This window comes from Cupriavidus sp. 21MJTG02-4, assembly GCF_057798975.1.
In genome coordinates this window covers 583,644-608,173 of record NZ_JBYOJP010000002.1, presented here as the reverse complement: position 1 = coordinate 608,173, position 24,530 = coordinate 583,644, and the positions used below count along the sequence as shown (strand labels likewise).

Sequence of the window (24,530 nt, the reverse complement as noted above, 5' to 3'; positions counted from 1 at the left end):
GATGCCTGTTTCTCCAATGACTATTTCGCGCGCGTGGAGATCTCCACCAGGTCCGCGCTGATGCGGTCCTGCCCATACTTGCGGGCCATCTGCCCGAGCGGCTTTTCAAGCGCCTTCAGGTAGTCCTGCCACGATTCCACGTCGGAACGCCGCCCGTCGAACAACGGTGCCGGCGTCGTCAGCAGCACCACCAGTTCCGTGCCGAACGGACGCGAGATCACCCAGTCGCCGCCATCGCCAATGGTGGCGCTATAGCTGGCCGGCGCCTGGTGGTTCGGCACGCGCGCACTCGGGACGAGATGAGCCACATTGCCATCCGCCGCGAAGTAGTCGACGTACACGTAGGAATCCTGCGCAGGCGTGCGCAGTTCCAGCACCAGCGGCGTGCCTTCGGTGAGCTGCAGCTTTTCACCGCGCGTGCGCAGCGACGATGCGACCGCCCCTTCGCGGCGGCCCGACCAGTACGGGGCGATCATGCGCGCGACGTCGCACTTGTCGGCGCTGAGCGGCTGCGTATCGACATCGAGCGACTTCACGCCCGGCAGCGCGTTGAGCTGCTCGCGCAGGCGCGACACGCCCACGCTTTCGGCCAGGTAGCCACGCACGCGCACCCTGCCGTTCTCTGGCGAAGTCGCAGCCAGCAGCGAGCATGGCACCGCGGCCGTCACGCGCAGCACGGCCGGCATCGAGAACGGCTCGGACGGTGGTCGTGCTGCCGGCGCAGGGGGGACTGCCGGCGCGGAGGGCGTGGTGCGCGAACCCTCGGCCTGCGCCACCGCCGGCGGCGTCTGCGCCGGCCGGCTGGTGCGCCATGCAAAGTAGCCCACCGCCGCGACGCCTGCCAGGGCCGCCACGGCGGCGCCAGCCAGCAGCGCGGAGCGCTGCGGCGCCGACACGCCGGGCGCCGGGCTCATGCCAGCCAGGAAGCGCTCGACCGTGGGCGTGCGCGTCTCGCGGTCCAGCGACAAGGCCTCGCGCAGCGTCTTCCATTGCGTGCGCGACAGCTCGCGCGGCTGCACCGGCTTCAGCCCCGCCGCGCGCGCCTGGTTTGCAGACATGCGTTCATACGGATGCCTGCCGGTCAGCAACTCGTAGGTCACGCAAGCCAGCGCATAGATGTCGTCGCGCGGATCGGGCTCGCGGTGCTCGAACATCTCGGGGCTCGCGTAGGCCGGCGTCATGCCGCCAAGCGAGCCGGGATCGAAAACGGTCTTGTCCGATTCATCGGCCGGCGGCAGGAAGCCGCGCGCAATGCCGAAGTCGATCACCTTCACTTCGCTGTTGTCGGTCAGGAAGACGTTGGCGGGCTTGAAGTCGCAATGCACGAAGCCGCGCTCGTGTGCATAGGCCAGCGCATGGCCCATGCCGGCGATGATGGGCATGGCCTTGGCCACGGGCATGCCGGTGAAACCGGGCGCCTTGAGGACCTGGCTCAGCGGCCTGCCCGGCAGGTATTCCATGGTCAGGAAGACCACCGGGCCATCGCGGTCGAAATCGTAAACGGTGACGATATTCCGGTGCGCGAGCGTCTGCGCCTTGCGCGCTTCGCGCTGCAGCGCGATCAGCGATTTCGGGTGGCCGCTGAACTGCAGGTTGAGGACCTTGATCGCGATATACGGCTTGCGGTCCGATGCTTCAAGCTTGCGCAGATCCAGGGCCTTGTACACCGTTCCCATGCCGCCCACGCCAAGGCACTCTTCCAGCACGAAGCGACCGTTGAGGGTATCGCCCACGCCCTTGGGCCGCGAGGCAGGCGGCACCGTGCCGACTGCCGGCGAGGTGGCATAGAGCGAGCCTGTCACGGGCCCTTCCATGTGGGTGGAATCGCCCGTCGGATCGAACTGCGTGGTGCCGCTGCGCTCGATGCGGCGCATGACCTCGGCATACACGCCGGGCGGAAACGGGAAGCGGGTGTTCTCTTCGATGATCACGCGCGCCAGCTGGCTCGGCGTGGTGCGCTCCTGTGCGAGCGCCATGTCGAAGGACGCAACGAATTCGTCGTCGGACAACCCGCCGTTCTGGAACTTCTGAATCAGGTCTCTGACACTGGCCACCGGCGTTGCCCCGATATCGATGCAAGCGGAACGCACTCATGCAAACGCCCCATCCACGATGGATACTAGTGCGCACTCTTGGCATCCGCAAACCGTCGCGTGCTTACGCCGCAGCGCCATCGCCACGTTGCGCGCGAGCAGGTCACATCGACTGCAAGCCGCTGTCGGCGGGGAACCAACAGGAGTATCGAACTGTTGGCCATGCCCCGACAGACCGCTGCACATCGCGCGCGGCGTGCGATGTTCTTTCTACCTGCAAACCCGCGCGGAGCTTGCCATGAGCGCATTCCACATGCGAATGGCTAGCAGGCTGGCACGACTTCTGCGTTTTTTTGGGAAGATGAATATCGATGGGTGCAGCGGCGTGCCTGCGCATCAAAACGCGCGCCTATACTGAACCGGCGCCGCCCCCGCGCGGACGCGGCGCCGCACGACCGGAGAATGCCATGGCAGTGATCGTCATCAAGGACCTGACCGAGAACGTCGACCTCGACCGGGAGGCCATGAGCGCCATTCTCGGTGGCAGCCGCAGCGGTGGCGCGAGCGGACGCGTGTGGCACGGACTGCGGCAACGGGGGCCATCGCGCCTAGTTTCGTACCCGCAGGGCTGGCCGGCGAATCCTCATGTCCGTCCGCTGGAGCGGATCGAGGGCAAGCTGCCCCGAAAGTGACGCCTGGCTGGATCGCAGCCCTGCAAAAGAAAGCCCGCCATGGCCTGGCGGGCTGGTTGCGGACGGCCCCGGACTTCCTGGGTCAACGCCATCAGCAGTTCGGTCATTTCTTGTCGAGCAGGCTTCCCATGACTCCGCCCATGACGCGGACGATCCACCGGACCACCCGGAGGTTCGCAGGAATTCTGGCAGCGACGACAATGACCGCAATGCTCACAGCGAGCAGTGATGCAGTATCGCTGTAGGAGGCCAATACGGGAACTTGATTGTCCGCCCCGGTCGAGCAATCTCGTTGCTCGCGCCTTGAGTATAGGCGGGCCCCTCCTGCTTTCAACCCGTAACTGGCAGCCCACGTGAGTGAGTGCCAGCGCCAGGCGCACGATGTATCGCGTGGCTGACATATCTCGTTACCTTTTCGCAGCGCAACAATTTTTCGTGGTTCTGCTATAATCCGCGCCGTGAGTTTCGCAACTGTGAGTTCCGCCACCCGCCAGGCACATCCCGCCAAGGCGCATCCGCTGCCCTCCCAAGCTCTGTTTTCCGCTGCCGAACAAGGTTTTTTGCCTCGAATCAGCAGCCGACAGAACGCACCGCTCACCGACGTAGCCTCGTCTCCGATCCTGTTGAACAGCCTGAACTGAGCTGTTTGCCTGCCAGGGAACAGCGGCTGGCCTAGCGCCTGCCTACACCCCTGCCTGCCGCCGTACTGTCAGCTGAGTCTGTCGTAACGGCCTCACCGATTGGCGCCGAAGCCTTTTTAAAGACTTTGCACTGCGCCCACCCCTATTTCGATTTGCGTTGCAGGGGTGCCATGCATTTTTGATCATTACGACATGACCCAGCACGACATTCGTGCGGAGCAAGCTATTGCCTCCGCTACCGACGCTTCGATCACTTCCGCCGACCAAAGCCCGCTCGACAAGCTCGACGCCATGCTCAATGGCCCGGAAGAAACGACCAGCGCCGCGGCAGTGGAGAACGGTTTCGCCGCGCTTGGCCTCGATGCGGCCATCCTGCGCGCACTCTCCGAACTGAACTACAACAACCCGACGCCGGTCCAGGCGCAGGCCATTCCCGCCTTCCTGGCTGGCCGCGACCTGCTGGTATCGAGCCAGACCGGCTCGGGCAAGACGGCGGCGTTCATGCTGCCCGCCATCCAGCGCATCAGCGAAAAGCCGGCGCCGAACCGCCCGACCGAACCCGCCAAGCGCATGAAGGGCAAGCGTCCCCGTCCGTCGCCGGCACAACCTTCGCTGCTGGTGCTGACGCCCACGCGCGAACTGGCCCTGCAGGTGACCGAAGCTGCTGCCAAGTATGGCCGCAACATGCGCCGCATCGTCTGCGCGAGCATCCTGGGCGGCATGCCCTACCCGAAGCAGCTGGCCATGCTGTCCAAGATGCCGGACATCCTGGTGGCCACGCCGGGCCGCCTGCTTGACCACATCACGGCCGGCCGCATCGACCTGTCGGCACTCGACATGCTGGTGTTCGACGAAGCCGACCGCATGCTGGACATGGGCTTTGCCGATGACATCGACGCCATCGTCGACGCCACGCCGGCCAGCCGCCAGACGCTGATGTTCTCGGCCACGCTGGACGCCCGCATTGCGCAACTCGCTTCGCGCCAGCTGAAGGATCCGCAGCGCATCGAGATCGCCGCGGTCCGCGCCGACCAGAGCAATATCGAACAGCGCCTGCACTTCACCGACGACATGTCGCACAAGGAACGCCTGCTCGACCACCTGCTGCGCGATTCGTCGCTGAAGCAGGCCATCGTGTTCACGGCCACCAAGCGTGACGCCGACTCGCTGGCCGAGCGCCTGTCCGACACCGGCTTTGCCGCCGGCGCCCTGCACGGCGACATGACCCAGGGCGCGCGCAACCGCACCCTGACCGCCCTGCGCCGCGGCAACCTGCGCGTGCTGGTGGCCACCGACGTGGCCGCGCGCGGCATCGACGTGCCGGACATCACCCACGTGGTGAACTTCGACCTGCCCAAGCAGGCCGAGGACTACGTGCACCGTATCGGCCGTACCGGCCGTGCCGGTCGCTCGGGCATCGCGATCAACCTGGTCAACCATGGCGACATGTTCCAGTGGCGCCGTATCGAGCGCTTCACCAACCATCGCATCGACGCCTCGGTGATCGAAGGCCTGGAACCGCGCCGTTCGCCGAAGCCGCGTGCTGGCTTTGGCGGTGGCAAGCCGGGCGGCGGCGGCCGTGGCAACAGTGGCGGCTATCGCGGCGGCGAGCGCAGCTTCGGTGACCGCAGCTTTGGCGAACGCAAGTTCGGCGGTGAAAACCGTGGCTTCGGCAATCGCGGCGGCCAGGAAGGCGGTGGCTACCGCGGCGGCGACGACAACCGCGGCAACCGTGAAGGCGGCTACCGTGGTGGCGAGCGCAGCTTCGGCGACCGCAATTTTGGCGACCGCAAGTTCGGCGGCGAAAACCGCGGCTTCGGCGGCGGCGAGAACCGCGGCTTCGGCAATCGCGGCGGCCAGGACGGCGCACGTCCGTTCGGCGATGACAACCGTGGCTTCGGCAATCGCGAAGGTGGCAACGGCTACCGTGGCGGCGAGCGTACCTTTGGCGACCGCAGCTTCGGCGATCGCAAGGCCGGCGGCGACAACCGCAGCTTTGGCGACCGCGGCGCCCGTGATGGCGGCCGCAGCTTCGGCAACCGCGAAGGTGGTTTCGGTGGCCAGCGCAACAGCCGTTCGCGTTACGAGCGGTAAAGCACTGGAGGCGCCACGGGCGCCGGCACAGTGATGAAGAGCATCCTGCGGGGTGCTCTTTTTTTTGTCTTCGGTGAATTGCGGGGACTCCCCGCAATTCGCCGAAGAACCCTTTTTCTAATATTCGCGGTCAGCCCTGAACACGACCGGCATCACATCAAACACGTCCGGAACCCGACGAACGCGAAATCATCCTCCGGCAGCAATGCCACCCGCGCGCGCACATGGCGTTGCCGCGGCGAACTCACGAACGTCGTCCCTCGCACCGCCTGGTGCGTGCCGAATCTCGCCACCATCTCACCGTCAGACGGCGACGCCGCAAAGCCCGCATACGGCTCGTACGGAGACGCCGTCCATTCACGCAACATTCCCCACTGCAGCCCGCGGTTCTGCAAGGCCGCCAGTTCCCACTCCGCCTCCATCGGCAGGCGCCGGCCGGCCCACCCGCACCAGGCCTGCGCCTCGAACAGCGAAACGTGCCGCACGGCCTCATCAGGATTGAGCGTGCGCAGCGTGCCAAAACGCTCCACCATCCAGTTGCGCGATTCCGGATGCCGCGACCAGTAGCGCGGCGCTGAGCGCTCCTGCGTCATCAGCCACTGCCGGCCAGCGGCCGACCACCACGCCGGGTTCTCATAGCCGCCGTCCTCGACGAACTCCAGGAACTGCGCGTTGCTCACCAGCGCGGCATCGATCTCGAATGCGGGCACATATGTGGGCTGCGGCGGCAGTTCGTCGGGCTGCGCATAGCCGTCCGCATCCGACCAGCCCTGCACGAAGCGGCCACCGGGGAAATGCAGCGTGCCGGCATGCGCGACCGACGCGCCCGGTCCGGGCGCAACCGGCGCGGCGGGTGCCAGGCCGAGCGCCTGCAGCAACGCGGCCAGGTTTTCGGCCTGCCCGTCTTCCAGGAACAGCGCGCGGCGAAAAGGATAGAGCGTGAGGTCGCCATCGTCGGGCAACAAGGCCAGGCGGCGCAGCAGGCCGTCCAGCACATCGGACGCGTATTGCTTGACCACGGCGACATCGGGCAGCACGATTTCCCAGCGCTCGTCCGGACCGATACGGTCGGGGTCGAACCATTCATCGGCCCCGCCGAGCCGCGACGGCTCCCGGGCCACGGGCACCGGCACACCGCCCCGATCGAGCTGCCGCACGCCGCGCAGGCACCACCATTCGGCGTGCCAGGCGATAAATCCCAGGGTCCACAGCGGCGGATCGGCATCGTGCTGCCGTGGCACGTCCCAGCCCTTGCGCGTCTGGCCGAAGGCGGCCAGCCAGGCCAGGGTGCGGCTGCGCGCGTCGACCAGCGCCTGCGCCAGTCCTTCGCGTGGCAGGCGCCGGGCATCGGACCAGCCAGCCTGGCCGCCACTGAAGTAGAGATCGGGAAGCATGGTGAAGCCGCTCATCGGGTAGACATCCGTTCGGGGAAGGACGAAGACGGGCGGCCGCCCGCCATGGCAGCGGCCATTATGACACCAGGCAGGAGACGCTTCAGGCGCGGGCGTGGAACACCGCGAACCAGCCCAGCGGGTCGGTCCAGTAAATCGGATCGTCGAAGCCAGCGGCCTCCAGCAGCAAGGCAAAATCGCCAGGCCGGTATTTGTAGGAATCCTCGGTATGGATGCGCTCGCCTTCGCCGAACCTGCGCTCGCCGCCGTTCCAGCGCACCCTGACCGGCGCGCGCGCCTGCAGGTGCATCTGGATGCGTGACGCCTGGCGATCGAAACTCGCCACATGGCGCCAGTCATCGACGTTGAAATCCGTCTCGACAATGCGGTTCACGTTGCGCAGCACATTGCGGTTGAAGGCCGCGGTGACGCCCAGCGGATCGTCATAAGCGGCGACCAGCGTGGCCTCGTCCTTGACCAGGTCCACGCCGATCAGTACGCCGTCACCCCGCCCGGCCGCGCCGCGCAGGCGCTGCAGCAACGCCAGCGCGTCAATCGGCGAAAAATTGCCGATGCTGGAGCCCGGGTAGAAAAACAGCCGTCGGCCGCGCCGGACATGGCGCGGAAGGTCGAAGCTGCCGCACAGGTCCGCACCGAGCCCGAGCATGGGAATGTCCGGATTCTGCTGCTGCAGGCACGACAACGTGCCGCGCAGGAACTCCACCGAGATGTCCAGCGCCACATACTGCGCCGGCCTCAGGCTGCCAAACAGCCGCGCGGCCTTCTCGCAATTGCCGGCACCCAGGTCGATCAGCACGCAGCCGCTGCCCGCGCGCGCGGCGATGGCGGGCGCGGCGCTGGCGAAGATCGACGCCTCGGTGCGCGTGGGATAGTACTCGGGCAGATCGGTGATCGCCTCGAACAGGCGCGAGCCCAGCACGTCGTAGAAGAACTTCGGGCTGATACTGGCCTCGGACTGGCGCAAACCGGCCAGCACCTGCGCGCGCAAGGCGCTGCTGTCTTCGTGGTACTGCTGGATGAACTCGGGCTGCGGCGCTGCGGTCATGAGCCCATGACCGTTGGCCGTGGTCAGGAGCGACGGATGGGCATCGTGCGCGCCAGCTGCGTCAGTGGCATCTGGCGCGTCGTTGGCGTTGCGGTGGCCGAAGCCGGATGGGTTGACGGAGCGGGAACCATTAAGCTGGGTCGGGACAGCCGGCATGACGTTTCCTTGTGTGGTCGTGGGTCCACTTCTTGTTCCCCCGAGTGGTGGCGCGAGCCTCCTGCGATGCGCCGGCCCGGGACGCGCCGCTGTGCTGTCCGGGACGCATCGGCCGAAAACCGATCTTCAAGCATAGGTGCCACACGGCGATTGCGCTTGTTGCGTCGCACAATATTCGCTCAGTCTGTGTGCAGCGGGCGGTACCTGCGGCGCGCTCCGTATCTTCCCCAATGCCGCTATGACACAACAATTCGTTTATAATCTCGCCCAGCGCGGATGCACGCTGTCCGCGCCCCTTCAAAGGGGAGTAGCTCCGGGGCCATGCCCTTAGCACAATCGTCATTCCGAGACTGACGTCTCCGGTTGTGCTGACACTGGTGCGCAGACCGCGCCGGGCGTCGAGCAAGACCTTTGCAACCTGGAATCATGGTTTGCAAAGGTGACCCCGGTCCCCCTCTCTTACTCCATGACTCCAGGCGAACCAAACGCGCGTTTGCGGCTATTCGTACTTGAGGAGAGTTCATGGAGTGGTTTACCGATCTGTTCACGATGCAGTTCCTGACGGCCTTGCTGTCCATCGTCGTCATTGACCTGGTGCTGGCCGGCGACAACGCCATCGTGATTGCCCTGGCGGCGCGCAACCTGCCGCCGCACCTCCAAAAGAAGGCCATTATCTGGGGTACCGTCGGTGCCGTGGTGGTGCGTTCGGCCATGACGATCGGCGTGGTGTGGCTGCTCAAGATCCCGGGCCTGCTGCTGATCGGCGGTCTCGCGCTGGTGTGGATCGCCTACAAGCTGCTGTCCGACGAGGGCGATGGCGAAGGCCATGGCACCGGCGCGTCGACGTTGTGGGGCGCGATGAAGACCATCATCATCGCCGACGCGGTGATGGGCGTGGACAACGTGCTGGCCGTGGCCGGCGCCGCGCACGGCAGCTTCCTGCTGGTGGTGCTGGGCCTGCTGATCAGCATTCCCATCGTGGTGTGGGGCTCGAGCCTGGTGCTCAAGCTGATGTCGCGCTTCCCGGCGATCATCTATATCGGCGCTGGCGTGCTGGCCTTCACGGCGGTAAAGATGATCGTGCACGAGCCCATGGTCAAGGCGTTCTTCGAAGCCAACCCGGTCATCAACTGGGGCCTGTACGTGCTGATCATCGGCGGCGTGCTGGGTGCCGGCTACCTGGTGCAGAAACGCCGGGGCCAGGCCCAGGCGCAGCAACCGGCCGGCAGCCACTAAGGCTTGCCGCCACGCCGGGGCAGGCGCCCTGGCCAGCGCCGCAAGGGCTGCCCGAAGGGGTGGCCCTTCTTGCTTTAAAATGCATGGTTTGCGGGCCCGGGCCCGCGTCACTTCTCCCTGCCCCGCGCCGATGAAACAGTATCTCGACTTCATGCGCCATGTGTACGAGCATGGCACCGAAAAGGCCGACCGCACCGGCACCGGCACGCGCTCGGTGTTCGGCCACCAGATGCGCTTCGACCTGCGTGAAGGCTTCCCGGTGGTCACCACCAAGAAGCTGCACCTGAAGTCGATCATCCTGGAACTGCTGTGGTTCCTGCAGGGCTCGACCAACGTGCGCTGGCTGCAGGAAAACGGCGTTTCCATCTGGGACGAATGGGCCGACGAGAATGGCGAACTGGGTCCGGTCTACGGCTCGCAGTGGCGCTCGTGGCCCACGCCCGATGGCCGCCATATCGACCAGATCACGGACCTGCTGAACCAGATCCGCGCCAATCCGGATTCGCGCCGGCTGATCGTCTCGGCCTGGAACGTCGCCGACATCCCGCGCATGAAGCTGCCCCCCTGCCACGCGTTCTTCCAGTTCTATGTGGCGGACGGGCGACTGTCGTGCCAGCTCTACCAGCGCAGCGCCGACATCTTCCTGGGCGTGCCGTTCAATATCGCCAGCTACGCGCTGCTGACGCACATGATGGCGCAGCAGACCGGGCTGGAAGTGGGCGACTTCATCTGGACCGGCGGCGACTGCCATATCTACAGCAACCACTTCGAGCAGGTGCAGACGCAGCTTGCGCGCGAGCCGCTGCCGCTGCCGACGCTGAAGATCGCGCGCAAGCCGGACAGCATCTTCGACTACCGCTACGAAGACTTCGAGCTGGTCGGCTACCAGTCGCATCCCGCCATCAAGGCACCGGTGGCCGTATGACGCTGCTGACCCTCGTCGTCGCCCGCGCCCGCAACGGCACCATCGGCCGCAACAACGCGCTGCCGTGGCGCTTGCCGGAAGACCTGGCGCATTTCAAGCGCACCACGCTGGGCGCACCGATCATCATGGGCCGCAAGACCTGGGATTCGATCGGTCGGCCGCTGCCGGGGCGCCGCAATATCGTGGTGAGCCGCAATCCCGCGCTGAAACTGGAAGGCGCAGAAGTGGTTGACTCGCTCGAAGCCGCGCAGTTGCTGTGCATCGGCGCGGAGCAAGTGTTCCTGATCGGCGGCGCGCAGCTGTATGCCGAGGCTATGCCCAGCGCGGACCGGCTCGTGGTGACCGAAATCGATGCCGATGTCGAGGGCGACGCGTTCTTTCCCGCGATCGACCGGACGCAGTGGATAGAGACATCGCGCGAGATCCATCATTCGGAGGCGAATGGCTTCGACTACGCCTTTGTGGCGTACGACCGGCCGCCTTCGGGCGAAGAGTAGCCAGTCCCAAGCCAGGCAGGATGAAAGCAGGTGCGATCGGCACCTGCTTTTTTTTCGTGGATACCGATGTGTTGCCCATGCGCGAACACCGGCTGGGGAGATGTTGGCGAGCCACCAACGCAACCTCATGGCTGGCCGAGGCGGCAGGCAAGCCAAGAAATCCAATTTCCTCTTTCCTTTCATGGACTTGAAATAGCTGGCAACGACATTGGCGGGCTCTGGCACACCCTGTGCGTATATATCCCCGAGCGCAGCAAACGTGCTCTACCAGCCAACCACCCAGCCATACCCAAGGAGTCCATCATGTCCCTGACCATCCAGAACCTCCCGCTCGAACAAGACCTCGACCGCGCCACGATGGGCGCCGTCCGCGGCGGCAGCCTGTTCCTGAACAGCGGCGTCAATGCCATTACCGGCGGCGGCGTGATGTTCGCCAGCCCGAACACCATCGTGGCGCCGGTCACGCAAGTCGATGCCTCGACCCGGACCGACGTCGACATGAAGAGCGTCATGAACACGATCAACAACGTGGGGGGGGTGGTCGCGGCGCTGCAGCACTGAGCCACGCGACTGGAGCGGAGGAGAGGATCGGAGAAGCCGGCGCCAGTTCGCGCTATCCGTCCCATGCCGGGCCCGGCTGCCGTACGCCGGGCGCAAAAAAAAGACCGCCCGTTCTTCGGGCGGTCTTTTTTGTTCTGGTGCTGCGGGCCGTCAGTTGCCGGCGATCGTCATCTGTTCGATCAGGATCGAACCGGTCTCCTTGGTGCCGCGCACCAGGGAATCCGAGCCAATGGCCACGATCTGGCGGAACATCTCGGCCATGTTGCCGGCGATGGTGATCTCTTCGACCGGATACTGGATCTCGCCATGCTCGACCCAATAGCCCGAGGCGCCGCGCGAGTAGTCGCCGGTCACGTAATTGACGCCCTGCCCCATCAGTTCCGTCACCAGCAGGCCGGTGCCGAGCTTTTTCAGCATGCCGCGGAAATCGTCGCTGGCCGTGGCAAGGCTGCTAGTGAGCGTCAGGTTGTGCGAGCCGCCGGCGTTGCCGGTGGTCTGCATGCCGAGCTTGCGCGCCGAGTAGGTCGAGAGGAAATAACCCTCGACCACGCCGTCGCGCACGACATCGCGCTCGCGCGTGCGCACGCCCTCTTCGTCGAACGGCGCGCTGCCCATGGCGCCAGGCACGTGCGGCCGCTCGTGGATCTGGATATGCGGGGCGAATACCGCCTTGCCCAGCGTGTCATGCAGGAAGGTCGACTTGCGATACAGCGCGCCCCCCGAGACCGCCTGCACGAAGGCGCCGAGCAGGCCGGCGGCAAGCGGAGCCTCGAACAGCACGGGGCAGCGGCGCGTCGACAGCTTGCGCGCGTTGAGGCGCGCAAGCGCGCGTTCGGCGGCGTAGCGGCCAATGTCCCCCGGAGCGGCCAGCGCCAGCGGCGAACGCTTGGACGAGTACCAGTCGTCGCGTTGCATGCCGCTGCCCGAGCCGGCGATCGGCGCGCAGGAAATGAAGTGGCGCGAATACGGATAGCCGCCCGTGAAGCCGCGCGTGGTGGCCAGCACAAACTGCGAATGCTGCGCCGATACGCTCGCGCCATCGCTGTTTTTGATGCGCGGCGACACCGCCAGCGCCGCGGCCTCGGCGCGGCGCGCAATGTCGATGGCGCCTTCGGCATCGATGGTCCAGGGGTGGAACAGGTCCAGGTCGCGCGGCTCGCGTTCGAGCAGTTCTTCCTCGGCCAGGCCGGCGCAGTCGTCCTCGGCAGTGAAGCGGGCGATGTTGTAGGCCGCCTCGGCCGTGGCGCGCAGCGCGGCCGGCGAGAAGTCCGAGGTGCTGGCGTTGCCGCGGCGCTTGCCGATCAGGACCGTCACGCCGACCACCTTGTCGCGGTTCTGCTCGATGGTCTCCACCTGCCCCTTGCGCACCGACACCGACAGGCCGCTGCCCTCCGAGATCTCGGTCGCGGCGTCGGTCGCGCCGAGCTCGCGTGCCACACGCAGCACATCTGCCGCCATCTCGCTGAGCTGGGCCTGGGTATAGGTGAAATGCGCGGTCTGTTCGGCGATGGTGTCCATGCTGGGCGGTGTCATCAAAAGTGCAAGCAGGAATCATAGCAAGATAAAATGCCGCCCATGACGCGAAATTCCCGTAACTCCCCCGGCTCCCGCTTTCCCGGCGCCTTTGCACCGGAACCCGAAATCGACGAGCCCAAAAGCAAGTCGCAGAAGAAGCGCGACATGACCGCCCTGCAGGCCATCGGCGCCGAACTCGAAGCCCTGGCCAAGGACCGCCTGGCGCGCGTGCCCATGCCCGAAGCGCTGGCCGACGCCATTCACGAAGCCCGACGCACAACCAGCCACGAAGGCAAGCGGCGCCAGATGCAATTCGTGGGCAAGGTCATGCGCGGCCTGGAAGACGACGAAGTGCAGGCCATCCGCGCCGCCCTCGAAGGCTTCAAGGGCACCAGCAAGGCCGAGACCGCGCGCATGCACCTGATCGAACGCTGGCGCGAGTTGCTGCTGGCCGACGACGACGCCCTCACCCGCTTCCTGGGCGAGCACCCCGGCATGGACGTGCAGACCGTGCGCAACATCATCCGCAGCGCCCGCAAGGAAAAGGAGCAGTCCAAGCCGCCGCGCTATTTCCGCGAACTGTTCCAGGTCATCAAGACCGCGCTGGAACAGAAAGACGGCGCGGCCGCGGCAAGCGAGCAACCCCCTACCCCGGAGCCCGACGCATGACGCAGACCACGCAACCGATCGCCCGCAACCATCCCGACGAACTGGTGGTGGGTTTTGTCTCGATCTCCGACCGCGCTTCGGCCGGCACCTATCAGGACGAAGGCATCCCCGCGCTGCGCGAATGGTTTGGCCGCACGCTGACCTCGCCCTGGCAGGGCATCGAGCGGCTGATTCCGGACGAGCAGGCACAGATCTCGCGCACGCTGATTGACCTGGTGGACGTAGCTGGTTGCGACCTGGTCCTGACCACGGGCGGCACCGGCCCCGCGCGCCGCGATGTCACGCCCGAAGCCACGCTGGCGGTTGCCACCAAGGAGATGCCCGGCTTCGGCGAGCAGATGCGCCAGGTCAGCCTGCATTTCGTGCCGACGGCGATCCTGTCGCGCCAGGTGGCGGTGATCCGCGAAACGGCCAGCCGCGCGGCGCTGATCGTCAACCTGCCAGGCCAGCCGCGCGCCATCCGCGAAACGCTCGAAGGCCTGCGCGACGATGCCGGCAAGCCGGTCGTCCAGGGCATTTTTGCCGCAGTGCCCTATTGCATCGACCTGATCGGCGGCCCCTATATCGAGACCGACGAGAGCGTGGTCAAGGCCTGGCGGCCCAAGAACGCGATCCGCACCAAGCCCGCCGCCTGAGCGGCATCGCGGCAGCCGTTCCGGGGCTCAGCGCAGCCCCAGGTAGAGCCCCACCGGCACGAAGAGCACGGCGGCAATATTGCCGAGCATCACGATCGACGCGACCTGATCCGGCTCCTGGCGGAAGTGGTCGGCGACAAGGAAGTTCAGCACCGCTGGCGGCAGCGCGGCAAAGACGAAGAGCAGTCCGCGCTGCAGTTCGGTCAGCGGCACCCAGTGTGCCAGCAGCAGCGCCACGGCGATGCCCGTGAGCGGACAGGCCGCGGCCCCCACGATCCCCATGCCCCAGTTGCGCAGGCTCACGTCCTTCATGCGCACGCCGAGCGCGAACAGCATCAGCGGGACCGTGGCATCGCCGAGCAGCTTGATCGACTGGTAGACCGGTTCCGGCAACACGAACCACGGCTTTGCCAGCGACAGCCCCACGCCGGCCACGGTAGCCAGCACCATCGGATTGCGCGCGATCTGCGCAATCGAAGCATGACGGTTGACGATCTTCATGCCGATCGTGAAATGCATCAGGTTCGATGCCGCGAACAGCGCCACCGCGGGCGCCAGGCCCGCCGACCCGAAGGCAAAGACCGACAGCGGCAGCCCCATGTTGCCGCAGTTGTTGAACATCATCGGCGGCACGAAGGTGCGCGGGTCAACCCGCAGCGCGCGCGCCACGATCCACGCGAGCACGCCCGAGCCAATCACCACCGCGATCGCGCACGCGAGCAGCACGAGCTGGTCGGCCAGCACGAATTCCTTGCTGACGAAGGCCGACACCACCAGCAGCGGCGCGATCACGTCCAGCGTCGCGCGGTTGATGCCCGCCATGTCAGGGTGCGCCTTGCGTCCGTACAGCCACCCCACCAGGATGATCAGGATGACCGGTGTGATGATGGAGACGATGCGGGCGAACATGGAGAACAGGCAGAACGGATCCAAGGCTGCCTGCAGGAGCAGGCGGGCGGCGTGACCGGCGCTGGCCGGTCCGCCGATTCTTGTTTATTGCGCGGCGGTGCCGGCATCCGGCGTGGCGGGCGCCGCAGCCCCGGCAGGCGTATGGCGGATGAAGTGGGTGCGGTAATAGCGCAGCTCCTCGACGGATTCGAGGATATCAGCCAGCGCCGTATGCAGCTGGCGCTTGATGAAGCCCTTGTGGATCGCCGGCTCCCAGCGCTTGCACAGTTCCTTGAGCGTCGACACGTCCAGGTTGCGGTAGTGGAAGAACGCCTCCAGCTTGGGCATGTAGCGCGCCATGAAGCGGCGGTCCTGGCAGATCGAGTTGCCGCACATCGGCGACTTGCTGGCCGGCACCCAGCGCTTGAGGAAGGCCAGCAGTTCGGCTTCCGCCTGCTCCTCGGTCAGGGTCGAGGCCTTGACCTTGTCGATCAGGCCCGAGCGGCCATGGGTGCCCTTGTTCCAGTTGTCCATGCCGTCGAGCACGGCGTCGGACTGGTGGATCACCAGCACCGGGCCCTCGGCCAGGATGTTGAGTTCGGAATCGGTGATCACCACCGCGACTTCGATGATGCGGTCGTTTTCCGGCGACAGGCCGGTCATTTCCATGTCCAACCAGACCAGGTTGTTTTCACTCTTGACGGATTTGGTGGCGGCTTGGCTTGTCATCTGGACTGCGGTGTCTGGCGATAGGGAAAAACGGAAAAGCGCCGCGGAAGGCCCGCGCGCGCGAACAACTTATAATTCTCGCATATCCGTCCGCCGTGTCCGTCGCAGCGCACCTGCGGCACCCCACGCGGATAACCTGCGCAGCTTCGGCCACACATCCCGGTCGCCGCTGCCCCGACAAGGCTATTGCCGATGTTCACCCTCATCTTCCTCGCCGCGCTGGTGGTCATGGTGCTGACCAAGCTATGGCTGGCGGCCCGCCAGGTGCGCCATGTTGGCCTGCACCGCAACGCCGTGCCGGCCCGCTTTGCCGACACCATCGCACTGTCGTCTCACCAGAAGGCCGCCGACTACACCATTGCGCGCACGCGCCTGTCGATGCTTGAAGTACTGGCCGGAGCCGCCGTGCTCATCGGCTTCACCATGCTGGGCGGCCTGCAGTGGCTGAACCAGTTTTGGCTCGACATGTTTGGCCCCGGCTACGCCTACGGCATTGCGCTGATCGCCAGCGTGGCGCTGATCGGCGGGCTGGTGGACCTGCCCTTCACGCTGTATGGCCAGTTCGGCATCGAGGAGCGCTTCGGCTTCAACAAGATGACGCTCGGCCTGTGGCTGGCGGACATGGTCAAGATGCTGCTGGTCGCCTGCACGCTGGGCCTGCCGCTGCTGCTGGCCGTGCTCTGGCTGATGGACCGCGCCGGCAGTTTGTGGTGGGTCTGGACCTGGCTGGTGTGGATGGCCTTCAACCTGCTGCTGCTGCTGGTGTTCCCGACCTTCATCGCGCCGCTGTTCAACAAGTTCGAGCCGCTCGACGACGAATCGCTGCGCCGGCGCATCGAGGCGCTCATGCAGAAATGCGGCTTTGCCAGCAAGGGCCTGTTCGTGATGGATGGCAGCAAGCGCAGCGCGCATGGCAATGCCTACTTCACCGGCTTTGGCGCGGCCAAGCGCATCGTCTTCTTCGACACGCTGCTGGCACGCCTGTCGGGCGACGAAATCGAGGCGGTGCTGGCGCATGAACTCGGCCACTTCAAGCGCCGCCACGTGGCCAAGCGCATCGTCGTGACCTTCGCGCTGAGCCTGGTCTTCCTGGCGCTGCTGGGCTGGCTGTCGACGCGCACATGGTTCTATACCGGGCTGGGCGTGGCGCCGAACCTGGGCGTCTCCAACAGTGCGCTGGCACTGGTGCTGTTCTTCCTGACGCTGCCGGTGTTCACATTCCTGCTGGGCCCGCTGTCGAGCCAATCGTCGCGCCGCCACGAATTCGAGGCCGACGCGTTTGCCGCCGACCAGACCAACGCCAGCCACCTGGTCTCGGCACTGGTCAAGCTGTACAAGGACAACGCTTCCACGCTGACCCCCGACCCGCTTTACAGCGCGTTCTACTACTCGCACCCGCCGGCCGCGCAGCGGATCGACCGGCTGCTGGCGCACGCATGAGCCGCACCAGCCGACACCGTACCGCCGGCGGTAATTCCGGCAAGGGCAACGCCGCCGAAGGCGCGCTGGTCATCGCCGCGCACGGCCGCCACTACGTCGTGGAGATGGCCGACGGCACGCACATGCATGCGTTTCCGCGCGGCAAGAAGAGCGACACCGCGGTGGGCGACCATGTCAGCGTCGAACGCACCGCGGTCGACCAGTGCGTGATCACCGCCGTCAGCCCGCGTAAAAACCTGCTGTACCGCTCAGACCAGTTCAAGTCCAAGCTGTTGGCCGCGAATATCGACCAGGTGGTCGTCGTGCTGGCGACCGAGCCCGGGTTTTCGGAGGATCTGCTCGGGCGCGCGCTGGTTTCGGCCGAAGCCATGGAAATCCGCCCGCTGATCCTGCTCAACAAGACCGACCTGCCCGACCGCCTCGAAGAGTCCCGCCGCAGGCTCGCGCTGTACCGGGACCTGGGCTACGACACGGTCGAGCTGTCGGTACACGGCGATCCCGAGAATGCGCTGGCCGCGCTGAAGCCCCGCCTGGCGGGGCTCGCCAGCATCCTGATCGGCCAGTCGGGCATGGGCAAGTCGTCGCTGCTCAACCTGCTGATCCCGGGCGTGGAGGCGCAGACGCGCGAGATCTCGGCCAAGCTCGATTCCGGCAAGCACACCACCACCTTCACGCGGCTGTACCACCTGCCCCCGGAGTGGGGCAATGTCGATGGCCGCGACGGTTGCCTGTTCGATTCGCCGGGCTTCCAGGAATTCGGCCTGCACCACCTGAGCGAGGGCATGCTCGAGCGCGCGTTCCCGGAATTCCGGCCGCTGCTGACCGAGTGCCGCTTCTACAACTGCCACCACATCAACGAGCCGGGCTGCGGCGTGCTGGCCGCGATCGGGAACGGCGGCATTTCGGAGCGCCGTCACCAGCTCTACACGCAGCTGCTGCACGAGTCCAGCCAGCAGAAGCCCTGGTAGCCGTGGTAAGGTGGCTGCACCTGCCTTGCCGGTGCGCTGCCAATGAAACTGCTGCTGTCCGCCACCTCGATCGTGCACGCGGCGCATTGCCGCAACGTGTTGCGCGCCGCCGGCATCCGCGCCGAACTGCGCAACACGTGGCTGTCAGGCGCGATCGGCGAAATCCCGTTCCGGGAAAGCGCGCCGCAGGTCTGGATTCTCGATGATCACATGGAAGCGCAGGCCTGGGCCGCGCTGAAGACGGCGGCAGAACCGCCGCCGGGGCCGCCATGGCAGTGCCGCCACTGCCATGAATGGCATGAGCCGCAGTTCGGTGCCTGCTGGCGCTGCGGCGCGCCGCGCGATTAGAGATCCGCTCAGGTCAGCCGACCCACAGCGCCAGCGACAGCATAGCCAGCAGCAGCATCCACAGCACCACCGCGCGCCAGACCAGCCCCACAGCGGACTGCAGCGTACGGACGCCGGGCTCCGCGCCGAATTCCGGCGCCGAGGGCTCGGGGCCGTTGTCTTCTTCCATGCCCGGCGCGTAGTCGATCGCGGGACCTGCCGCCATGCTGGTACGCAGCACCACGCTGGAGTCGTCTTCGGGCAGCGGCGTGCCCAGGCGCACGCCGAGCGCCCCGCCACCGCTCGCGAGCAGGATGCCGTTGACCGCATCGTTCCACTTGCGGGCGTGGTTGCGCCAAGCGTAGACCGCGTCCTCGAAGTTGCCCACGATGGCAAACCCGATTGCCGTCAGCCGCGAGGGCACCCAGTCCAGCAGGTAGAACGCGCTCGCGGCAAAGCGGCCGAGCGCCGGGCTGCGCTCGGTCGACGGCAGGTTCCACTGGCGGCCCAGGAATTCGGCGGCGCGGTACAGCACCACGCCGCCCGGCCCGATCGGCACCAGGAACCAGAAGAACACGCCGAACACATGGCGGTGCACGGCGACGATCGCCGCCTCAAGCGTGTGGCGCACGATCTCGGTCACCGGCATCTCGATGGTGTCGATGCCGGTCCACTCATGCAGCAACGCACGCGCGGCGAGCAGGTCGTCGCGGTTCAGCGCCTCGTGGATATCGGTGAAGTAGTGGCTGAACTGGCGAAAGCCCAGCGTCAGGTACAACAACAGCACGTTCCAGGCGAGCGTGAGCGCGACGCTGATCGACGCGAGCAGGTAGTGCACCACCATCACGCCCAGCGTGAGCGGCAGCACCACGGTGAGCCAGGCCAGCGCTGCATCGCGCGGGCGGCCGGTGTCGAACGCGTGTTCGGCGCGGTCACCGAGCGCGCGCACGATCTCGTGGATCGGGTTATTGCGGCCCAGGGCGCGGAACTGCTCTGCGATCAGCGCCAGGAGAACGGATACGAAGGTCATCTCGGTACCGGGTGACGGGCCCGGCGTCGGCCAGGCCGGAAACTAGGGGGCGGCAACCTGCCGGCGATGTGCGGGGCCGGTCGCAAATACATAGCAAGAAGATAGCACAGCGGTACATGCCCGACGACGATACCGCCGTAAAAGGCAAACAGCCCGCGGGCGCGGGCCGGCGGGCTGTGAGGGATGGCGGTGCGGCGCGGCATGCGCCGCGCCGGCCTGGCTCCCGGGATCAGGGCAGGTCGAAGACCAGGACTTCGGCGCCTTCCCCCTGCGTCAGCGCCAGGGCGTCCACGGACTCAAGCTTGGCCGCGTCGCCGGTTTCCAGCGCCTGGCCATTGAGTGCGATCCGGCCGCGCGCCACATACACGTAAGCGCGGCGTCCGGGCTGGAGCGCCAGCGTGGCGGACTCGCCGCCATCGAACAGCCCGGCGTACAGGCGCACGTCCTGATGCACGAGCACCGAACCTTCGGCGCCATCGGAACTGGCAACCAGACGCAGCCGGCCGCGCTTGTCCGCCGCGTCGAAGCGCTTTTCCTCGTAGCCCGGCTCGATGCCGGTCTGGTTCGGCATGATCCAGATCTGCAGGAAATGCGTGGTGTCATGGGCGGCATGGTTGTACTCCGAATGCTGCACGCCCGTACCGGCGCTCATGCGCTGCACGTCGCCCGGACGGATCACGCTGCCGTTGCCCATGCTGTCCTTGTGCGCCAGCTCGCCTTCCAGCACGTAGCTGATGATTTCCATGTCGCGGTGGCCATGGGTGCCAAAACCCATGCCCGGCGCGACGCGGTCTTCATTGATCACGCGCAGCGGCCCGAACTGGACATGCTTGGGATCGTAGTAGTCGGCAAAGGAGAACGAGTGATACGACTTCAGCCAGCCATGATCCGCGTAACCACGCTCTTCAGACCTTCTGATTTCAATCATTTTGATGGCCCTCCTTATGGCCCTGGCTTGCCTTTCCCTTGCGCATTGTGCCGTGGGATATGGCGTTTGCTTTCGATGCTAGGAAGTTTAGGCGCTGTGGCGTATATTGAACGGCATCACCTTAGAAGTAATCATTCAGAATTTCTGAATATGCCACTTTCCCTCGAATCCCTCGAAGTCCTGGACGCCATCGAGCGCAAGGGCAGCTTCGCCGCCGCCGCCCACGAGATGGGCAAGGTGCCCTCCGCGCTGACCTATGTGGTGCGCAAGCTCGAAGAAGACCTCGACGTGCTGCTGTTCGATCGCCGCCGGCACCGGGCCGAACTGACGCCGGCCGGCCGCGCCTTGCTCGATGAGGGGCGCCACCTGCTCCACGCGGCCGACGACCTGGCGCGGCGGGTCAAGCGGCTCGCTACCGGCTGGGAAGCCACACTGACCATCGTGGTGGACGACCTGATCAACTTTCGCGCGCTGCTGCCCGTCATCCAGGATTTCTACAACGAGAACACCGCCACGCGGCTGCGCTTTGCCAAGGAAGTGCTCGGCGGCGCCTGGGATGCGCTGGTCAGCAACCGCGCCGACCTGGTAATCGGCGGCGCTTATGACGCCCCCAGCACGCAGGGCTTCCAGATCCGGCCGCTGGGCAGCATGCCGTTCGTTTTCGCCGTGGCCGCGCACCACCCGCTCGCGACCGAGGAAGGACCGCTGACGACCATCCAGATCGCCCGGCACCGGATCGTGGCCGTAGGCGACACCTCGCGCAACCTGCCGGCGCGCACGCACGGCGTGCTGGCCGGACAGGACGTGCTGGTGGTGCCAACCATGCGCGACAAGCTCGAAGCGCAGATCCGCGGCCTGGGCTGCGGCTGGCTGCCGGCGCCGATGGCGCAGCCGCATATCGAAAGCGGCGTGCTGCAGGCCCGCGAGACTGTCGAGGTGCGCGCGCCCGGCAACTTCAAGGTGGCCTGGCGCACGAACAACCGCGGCAAGGCGCTGCAATGGTGGGCGGACAAGCTCGAAGATCCGCGGCTGGCGCAGGCGCTGCTGTTGCAGCAACCCGATCTGGCAGGCTGAGGCAGGGGCACGCGCATGGCAGTACCCGCCAGCGGCTACCGCGGCCGCTTCGCCCCCTCGCCCACCGGCCCGCTGCACATGGGCTCGCTGGTGACCGCGCTGGCTACGTGGCTGGATGCGCGCGCGCATGGCGGCCAGTGGCTGGTGCGGATCGAAGACCTCGACTATCCGCGCTGCGTGCGCGGCGCCGACACGGACATCCTGCAAACGCTCGAACGGCTCGGCCTGGTGCCCGACGAACCGCCGGTCTGGCAAAGCCGGCGCGAGGCGCTGTACGCTGACGCACTGCATCGCCTCGACGCGGCGGGCCAGCTCTACCCCTGTGGCTGCTCGCGCAAGGAAATCGCCGATTCGCTGCTGCATGTACGCGAACGGCACCAGACGCTTGGATATCCCGGTACCTGCCGCAACGGGCTCAATGGCAAGTTGCCGCGCGCGTGGCGCGTGCGCGTGCCGGACGGCCCGGCGGCCACCCTTTGCTTCGACGACCGATGGCAGGGGCGCCAATGCCAGGACCTTGAAACCGAGGTGGGCGACTTCGTGCTGCGCCGCGCGGATGGCCTATGGGCCTATCAGCTTGCCGTGGTGGTCGACGACGGCCTGCAGGGCATCACCCATATCGTGCGCGGCGCCGACCTGCTCGATTCCACGCCGCGCCAGATCCACCTGCAGCACCTGCTCGGGCTGCCGACGCCCGCTTATCTGCACGTGCCCGTGGTGGTCAACGCGGTCGGGGAAAAGCTGAGCAAGCAGAGCGGCGCGCAGGCGATCGACACGAGCGCACCGCTCGACGCACTGCGAACGGCAGGCGAGCACCTCGGGCTACGAAACGAAGGGAAGAATGTGCAGGATTGGCTCGAACGAGCCACCGCGGACTGGCTGCAGCGCCTGGTGGCGCTGCCGGCCATGGCCGCGCGCTGACAGGCAGCGCCGGCTTCGCGGCTTGTACGCGATACGCGATCAGGACTTGCGCGGTGCGCCGCCCAGCAAGGCCGCAACGGGGCGCTTGGGCCCCTGACGGCCGCGCGACAGCGCCGCCGCGATCATCTCCTCGGCAGGCTTGGCCGGCGTGCTGTTCGGGCTCGGCTCGTAGGGACGCGAGAAGAACGGGTCGTCCGAAGGCCGGAACGCGTTGCGGCCACCGCCGTGGTCCGGGCGGCGGCGACGCTCATCGCCCTCGCCGTCACCGTTGCTGCGCGCGCGGCGCACATCGGTGCGCTGGCGGCGGCGATCGGTCTCTTCCTGGCGGGCCTTCTCGCCGGTGGGATCAAAACCTTCCAGCGTGCCACGCGGGACGCTGCGCTTGATCAGCTTCTCGATATCGACCAGCAGGCGCTCATCGCCCGGCACGTAGATGGACAGCGCGTCGCCGCTGGCGCCGGCGCGGCCGGTCCGGCCAATGCGGTGCACGTAGTCTTCGGCGCTGAACGGCAGGTCGAAGTTGATCACGCACGGCATGTCGGCAATATCGAGGCCGCGTGCCGCCACGTCAGTGGCGACCAGCGCGTCGATGGTGCCCCCCTTGAAGCCTTCGAGCGTCTGCATGCGCTCGGTCTGCGTCTTGTCGCCATGGATGGCGGCGGCGTTGATGCCCTCGCGTTCCAGGTGGCGCGCCAGGCGCGAGCAGCCGATCTTGCTGTTGACGAACACGATGCACTGGCGCGACAGGCCTTGCGCCGCGCGCTGGCGCAGCAGGTGCACCACGGCGGCCTGCTTGTGGCCGTCTTCCACCTGGTACACCATCTGGCGCACGTTTTCGTTGGTGGAGTTGCTGCGCGCCACTTCGATCGTGACCGGCTGCTTGAGGTAGCTCGCAGCCAGGCGCTTGATCTCGGACGAGAACGTGGCCGAGAACAGCAGCGTCTGGCGCTGCGCCGGCAGCAGGTTGATGATGCGCTGCAGGTCCGGCAGGAAACCCATGTCGAGCATGCGGTCGGCTTCGTCCAGCACCAGCATCTGCACCTGCGACAGGTTCACCGACTTCTGCTGCACGTGATCCAGCAGGCGGCCCGGCGTGGCCACCAGGATTTCCACGCCACGGCGCAGCGCGTCAGTCTGCGGGTTCATGTCCACGCCGCCGAACACCACCGTGCTGCGCAGGTCGGTGTGCTTGGCATAGCGCGCGACGTTGTCATAGACCTGGTCGGCCAACTCGCGCGTGGGCGTGAGCATCAGCGCGCGCACCGGGTGGCGCGCCGGCGAGGCGCTCGCATTGGCCATCGGCAGCAGGCGCTGGATGATCGGCAGGGCAAAGCCGGCGGTCTTGCCGGTGCCGGTCTGGGCAGCGCCCATCACGTCCTTGCCGAGGAGCACCACGGGGATGGCCTGCGCCTGGATCGGCGTCGGCTTGGTATAGCCTTGCTCGGACAAGGCGCGCAGGATGCGCGCGTCCAGGCCAAAGCTTTCGAACGTCTGCTCGGCGGCGTTCTGTTCAGGTAGGGTCGTAGTCGTCATGGTATCGGGGTGCGGCGGGAGGCGAACCCGGCACAAACGGATACGCGTCTGGAACTCATCTCGCCTTGCTACAGGCCGGATCCGGGGCGGATCCTGGCGCGGCAATGCCTCCAACGGCATTTGCCCAAGCGAATCAAAGACTTAGATTTTAGCACCTCTGCCACCAGACTGAACAGGTGGGCAAGGCGGCACTGCGCGCACGGCCAATCCCGCACGTTGATCGCTCAAGCCAGTATGGGCTTTGAGGATTTCAACAACGTGTCACAAAGCGCAGCGATGATGCCGCCAGTCCGCTGCCAACGACAGCTCTAGCGGCGCCGGATTGACTCCCAAACGACAGGACACCGAACCTTTGACTTTGACCTTGAGCCTGAACATGGATCTGGACTTTCTTCGCCAGGCGCGTGACCGCTTCCTGATGACTTCCACGGTATTCCTTGGCCTGCCAGGCGCGACGGGCCCGGCAGCGCCGTCCGCGGCGGCCGCCGGCCTGCCGCATTGCAACGGTACGCAATTGCCGACCTGGCCGTTCGCACAGCACCGTTTGCCAGCAGCCGGTTGAGCACCGGCTGCCGTTGCCT

23 protein-coding genes are annotated in these 24,530 nt (G+C 66.4%); 14 read left to right on the top strand and 9 right to left on the bottom strand.

All coding sequences use genetic code 11. From position 1 onward, the window contains the following. Nucleotides 1–20: 20 nt before the first annotated feature. Nucleotides 21–2,069 carry a serine/threonine-protein kinase gene (locus tag AC3FKH_RS06050; protein ID WP_488673866.1) on the bottom strand — a complete coding sequence of 683 codons (2,049 nt, stop codon included), beginning with the start codon at nucleotides 2,067–2,069 and terminating at the stop codon, nucleotides 21–23. A 431-nt stretch (nucleotides 2,070–2,500) separates the two neighbouring features. On the opposite strand from AC3FKH_RS06050, the gene AC3FKH_RS06045 reads away from it, so the two are divergent. Both AC3FKH_RS06045 and AC3FKH_RS06040 read left to right on the top strand, forming a co-directional pair. After that, nucleotides 2,501–2,725 carry a hypothetical protein gene (locus tag AC3FKH_RS06045; RefSeq protein ID WP_211948624.1) on the top strand — a complete coding sequence of 75 codons (225 nt, stop codon included), beginning with the start codon at nucleotides 2,501–2,503 and terminating at the stop codon, nucleotides 2,723–2,725. A gap of 833 nt (nucleotides 2,726–3,558) precedes the next feature. Further along, nucleotides 3,559–5,460, top strand: a complete 1,902-nt coding sequence (locus AC3FKH_RS06040; RefSeq protein ID WP_488673749.1) for a DEAD/DEAH box helicase — start codon at nucleotides 3,559–3,561, stop codon at nucleotides 5,458–5,460. A 152-nt stretch (nucleotides 5,461–5,612) separates the two neighbouring features. Here AC3FKH_RS06040 and AC3FKH_RS06035 read toward each other — a convergent pair whose 3' ends face one another. Both AC3FKH_RS06035 and egtD read right to left on the bottom strand, forming a co-directional pair. Beyond that, nucleotides 5,613–6,869 carry an SUMF1/EgtB/PvdO family nonheme iron enzyme gene (locus AC3FKH_RS06035; RefSeq protein ID WP_488673747.1) on the bottom strand — a complete coding sequence of 419 codons (1,257 nt, stop codon included), beginning with the start codon at nucleotides 6,867–6,869 and terminating at the stop codon, nucleotides 5,613–5,615. A gap of 85 nt (nucleotides 6,870–6,954) precedes the next feature. Next, nucleotides 6,955–8,073 carry an L-histidine N(alpha)-methyltransferase gene (gene egtD / locus AC3FKH_RS06030; RefSeq protein WP_488673745.1) on the bottom strand — a complete coding sequence of 373 codons (1,119 nt, stop codon included), beginning with the start codon at nucleotides 8,071–8,073 and terminating at the stop codon, nucleotides 6,955–6,957. 522 nt (nucleotides 8,074–8,595) lie between these two features. Between egtD and AC3FKH_RS06025 the strand changes: the two genes are divergently transcribed. The 4 genes from AC3FKH_RS06025 (at nucleotide 8,596) to AC3FKH_RS06010 (ending at nucleotide 11,292) form a co-directional block, all read left to right on the top strand. Continuing rightward, on the top strand, nucleotides 8,596–9,309 hold the full coding sequence (locus AC3FKH_RS06025) for a TerC family protein (RefSeq protein ID WP_488673743.1): 714 nt from the start codon (nucleotides 8,596–8,598) through the stop codon (nucleotides 9,307–9,309). A gap of 130 nt (nucleotides 9,310–9,439) precedes the next feature. Then, the gene (locus AC3FKH_RS06020) at nucleotides 9,440–10,234 is read left to right on the top strand and encodes a thymidylate synthase (RefSeq protein ID WP_488673741.1); all 795 of its coding nucleotides are present in this window, start codon (nucleotides 9,440–9,442) and stop codon (nucleotides 10,232–10,234) included. Next, nucleotides 10,231–10,731 carry a dihydrofolate reductase gene (locus AC3FKH_RS06015; RefSeq protein ID WP_488673739.1) on the top strand — a complete coding sequence of 167 codons (501 nt, stop codon included), beginning with the start codon at nucleotides 10,231–10,233 and terminating at the stop codon, nucleotides 10,729–10,731. The genes AC3FKH_RS06020 and AC3FKH_RS06015 overlap by 4 nt, the downstream gene beginning before the upstream one ends. Before the next feature lie 303 nt (nucleotides 10,732–11,034). Then, nucleotides 11,035–11,292 (top strand): hypothetical protein, encoded by a 258-nt coding sequence (locus AC3FKH_RS06010; protein ID WP_488673737.1) that lies wholly within the window; start codon nucleotides 11,035–11,037, stop codon nucleotides 11,290–11,292. A 150-nt stretch (nucleotides 11,293–11,442) separates the two neighbouring features. Here AC3FKH_RS06010 and pmbA read toward each other — a convergent pair whose 3' ends face one another. Next, complete coding sequence (gene pmbA, locus AC3FKH_RS06005) at nucleotides 11,443–12,810, bottom strand: metalloprotease PmbA (RefSeq protein WP_488673735.1); 1,368 nt, start codon at nucleotides 12,808–12,810, stop codon at nucleotides 11,443–11,445. 57 nt (nucleotides 12,811–12,867) lie between these two features. Here pmbA and yjgA point away from each other — a divergent pair, with 57 nt between their 5' ends. Next, nucleotides 12,868–13,476 (top strand): ribosome biogenesis factor YjgA, encoded by a 609-nt coding sequence (yjgA, locus tag AC3FKH_RS06000; RefSeq protein WP_488673733.1) that lies wholly within the window; start codon nucleotides 12,868–12,870, stop codon nucleotides 13,474–13,476. After that, nucleotides 13,473–14,111, top strand: coding sequence for a molybdopterin adenylyltransferase (mog, locus tag AC3FKH_RS05995; protein WP_488673731.1), 639 nt, complete (start codon nucleotides 13,473–13,475; stop codon nucleotides 14,109–14,111). The genes yjgA and mog overlap by 4 nt, the downstream gene beginning before the upstream one ends. Nucleotides 14,112–14,138: 27 nt before the next feature. Here the strand turns inward: mog and AC3FKH_RS05990 are convergent, their stop codons facing one another. Together AC3FKH_RS05990 and orn are read right to left on the bottom strand one after the other, a co-directional pair. Continuing rightward, entirely contained in the window at nucleotides 14,139–15,020 is an 882-nt protein-coding gene (locus AC3FKH_RS05990; RefSeq protein ID WP_488673864.1) for an AEC family transporter, read from the bottom strand. A gap of 84 nt (nucleotides 15,021–15,104) precedes the next feature. Continuing rightward, nucleotides 15,105–15,728, bottom strand: a complete 624-nt coding sequence (gene orn / locus AC3FKH_RS05985) for an oligoribonuclease (RefSeq protein WP_488673729.1) — start codon at nucleotides 15,726–15,728, stop codon at nucleotides 15,105–15,107. 192 nt (nucleotides 15,729–15,920) lie between these two features. On the opposite strand from orn, the gene AC3FKH_RS05980 reads away from it, so the two are divergent. Genes AC3FKH_RS05980 through AC3FKH_RS05970 form a run of 3 tightly spaced genes read left to right on the top strand, consistent with a single transcriptional unit; the run spans nucleotide 15,921 to nucleotide 18,484 of the window. Then, nucleotides 15,921–17,168 carry a M48 family metallopeptidase gene (locus AC3FKH_RS05980; protein ID WP_488673727.1) on the top strand — a complete coding sequence of 416 codons (1,248 nt, stop codon included), beginning with the start codon at nucleotides 15,921–15,923 and terminating at the stop codon, nucleotides 17,166–17,168. After that, nucleotides 17,165–18,136, top strand: a complete 972-nt coding sequence (rsgA, locus tag AC3FKH_RS05975) for a ribosome small subunit-dependent GTPase A (protein ID WP_488673725.1) — start codon at nucleotides 17,165–17,167, stop codon at nucleotides 18,134–18,136. Before AC3FKH_RS05980 ends, rsgA begins: the two co-directional genes overlap by 4 nt. A 42-nt stretch (nucleotides 18,137–18,178) precedes the next feature. Next, nucleotides 18,179–18,484: a putative signal transducing protein gene (locus tag AC3FKH_RS05970; RefSeq protein WP_488673723.1), complete on the top strand. Its 306-nt coding sequence runs from the start codon at nucleotides 18,179–18,181 to the stop codon at nucleotides 18,482–18,484. Nucleotides 18,485–18,497: 13 nt separating this feature from the next. Here AC3FKH_RS05970 and AC3FKH_RS05965 read toward each other — a convergent pair whose 3' ends face one another. Together AC3FKH_RS05965 and AC3FKH_RS05960 are read right to left on the bottom strand one after the other, a co-directional pair. Further along, on the bottom strand, nucleotides 18,498–19,493 hold the full coding sequence (locus AC3FKH_RS05965) for a CobD/CbiB family protein (RefSeq protein WP_483708767.1): 996 nt from the start codon (nucleotides 19,491–19,493) through the stop codon (nucleotides 18,498–18,500). A gap of 229 nt (nucleotides 19,494–19,722) precedes the next feature. Continuing rightward, nucleotides 19,723–20,421 (bottom strand): pirin family protein, encoded by a 699-nt coding sequence (locus tag AC3FKH_RS05960; RefSeq protein ID WP_488673720.1) that lies wholly within the window; start codon nucleotides 20,419–20,421, stop codon nucleotides 19,723–19,725. A gap of 150 nt (nucleotides 20,422–20,571) precedes the next feature. Here AC3FKH_RS05960 and AC3FKH_RS05955 point away from each other — a divergent pair, with 150 nt between their 5' ends. Both AC3FKH_RS05955 and gluQRS read left to right on the top strand, forming a co-directional pair. Further along, a complete protein-coding gene (locus AC3FKH_RS05955) occupies nucleotides 20,572–21,495 on the top strand; it encodes a LysR family transcriptional regulator (protein WP_488673718.1) in 924 nt (307 codons plus the stop codon). Nucleotides 21,496–21,510: 15 nt separating this feature from the next. Continuing rightward, nucleotides 21,511–22,416: a tRNA glutamyl-Q(34) synthetase GluQRS gene (gene gluQRS, locus AC3FKH_RS05950; RefSeq protein WP_488673716.1), complete on the top strand. Its 906-nt coding sequence runs from the start codon at nucleotides 21,511–21,513 to the stop codon at nucleotides 22,414–22,416. Nucleotides 22,417–22,455: 39 nt separating this feature from the next. Here gluQRS and AC3FKH_RS05945 read toward each other — a convergent pair whose 3' ends face one another. Further along, nucleotides 22,456–23,949: a DEAD/DEAH box helicase gene (locus tag AC3FKH_RS05945; protein ID WP_488673714.1), complete on the bottom strand. Its 1,494-nt coding sequence runs from the start codon at nucleotides 23,947–23,949 to the stop codon at nucleotides 22,456–22,458. A 352-nt stretch (nucleotides 23,950–24,301) separates the two neighbouring features. Here AC3FKH_RS05945 and AC3FKH_RS05940 point away from each other — a divergent pair, with 352 nt between their 5' ends. Further along, nucleotides 24,302–24,511 (top strand): hypothetical protein, encoded by a 210-nt coding sequence (locus tag AC3FKH_RS05940; protein WP_488673712.1) that lies wholly within the window; start codon nucleotides 24,302–24,304, stop codon nucleotides 24,509–24,511. The last annotated feature ends 19 nt before the right edge of the window (nucleotides 24,512–24,530 follow it).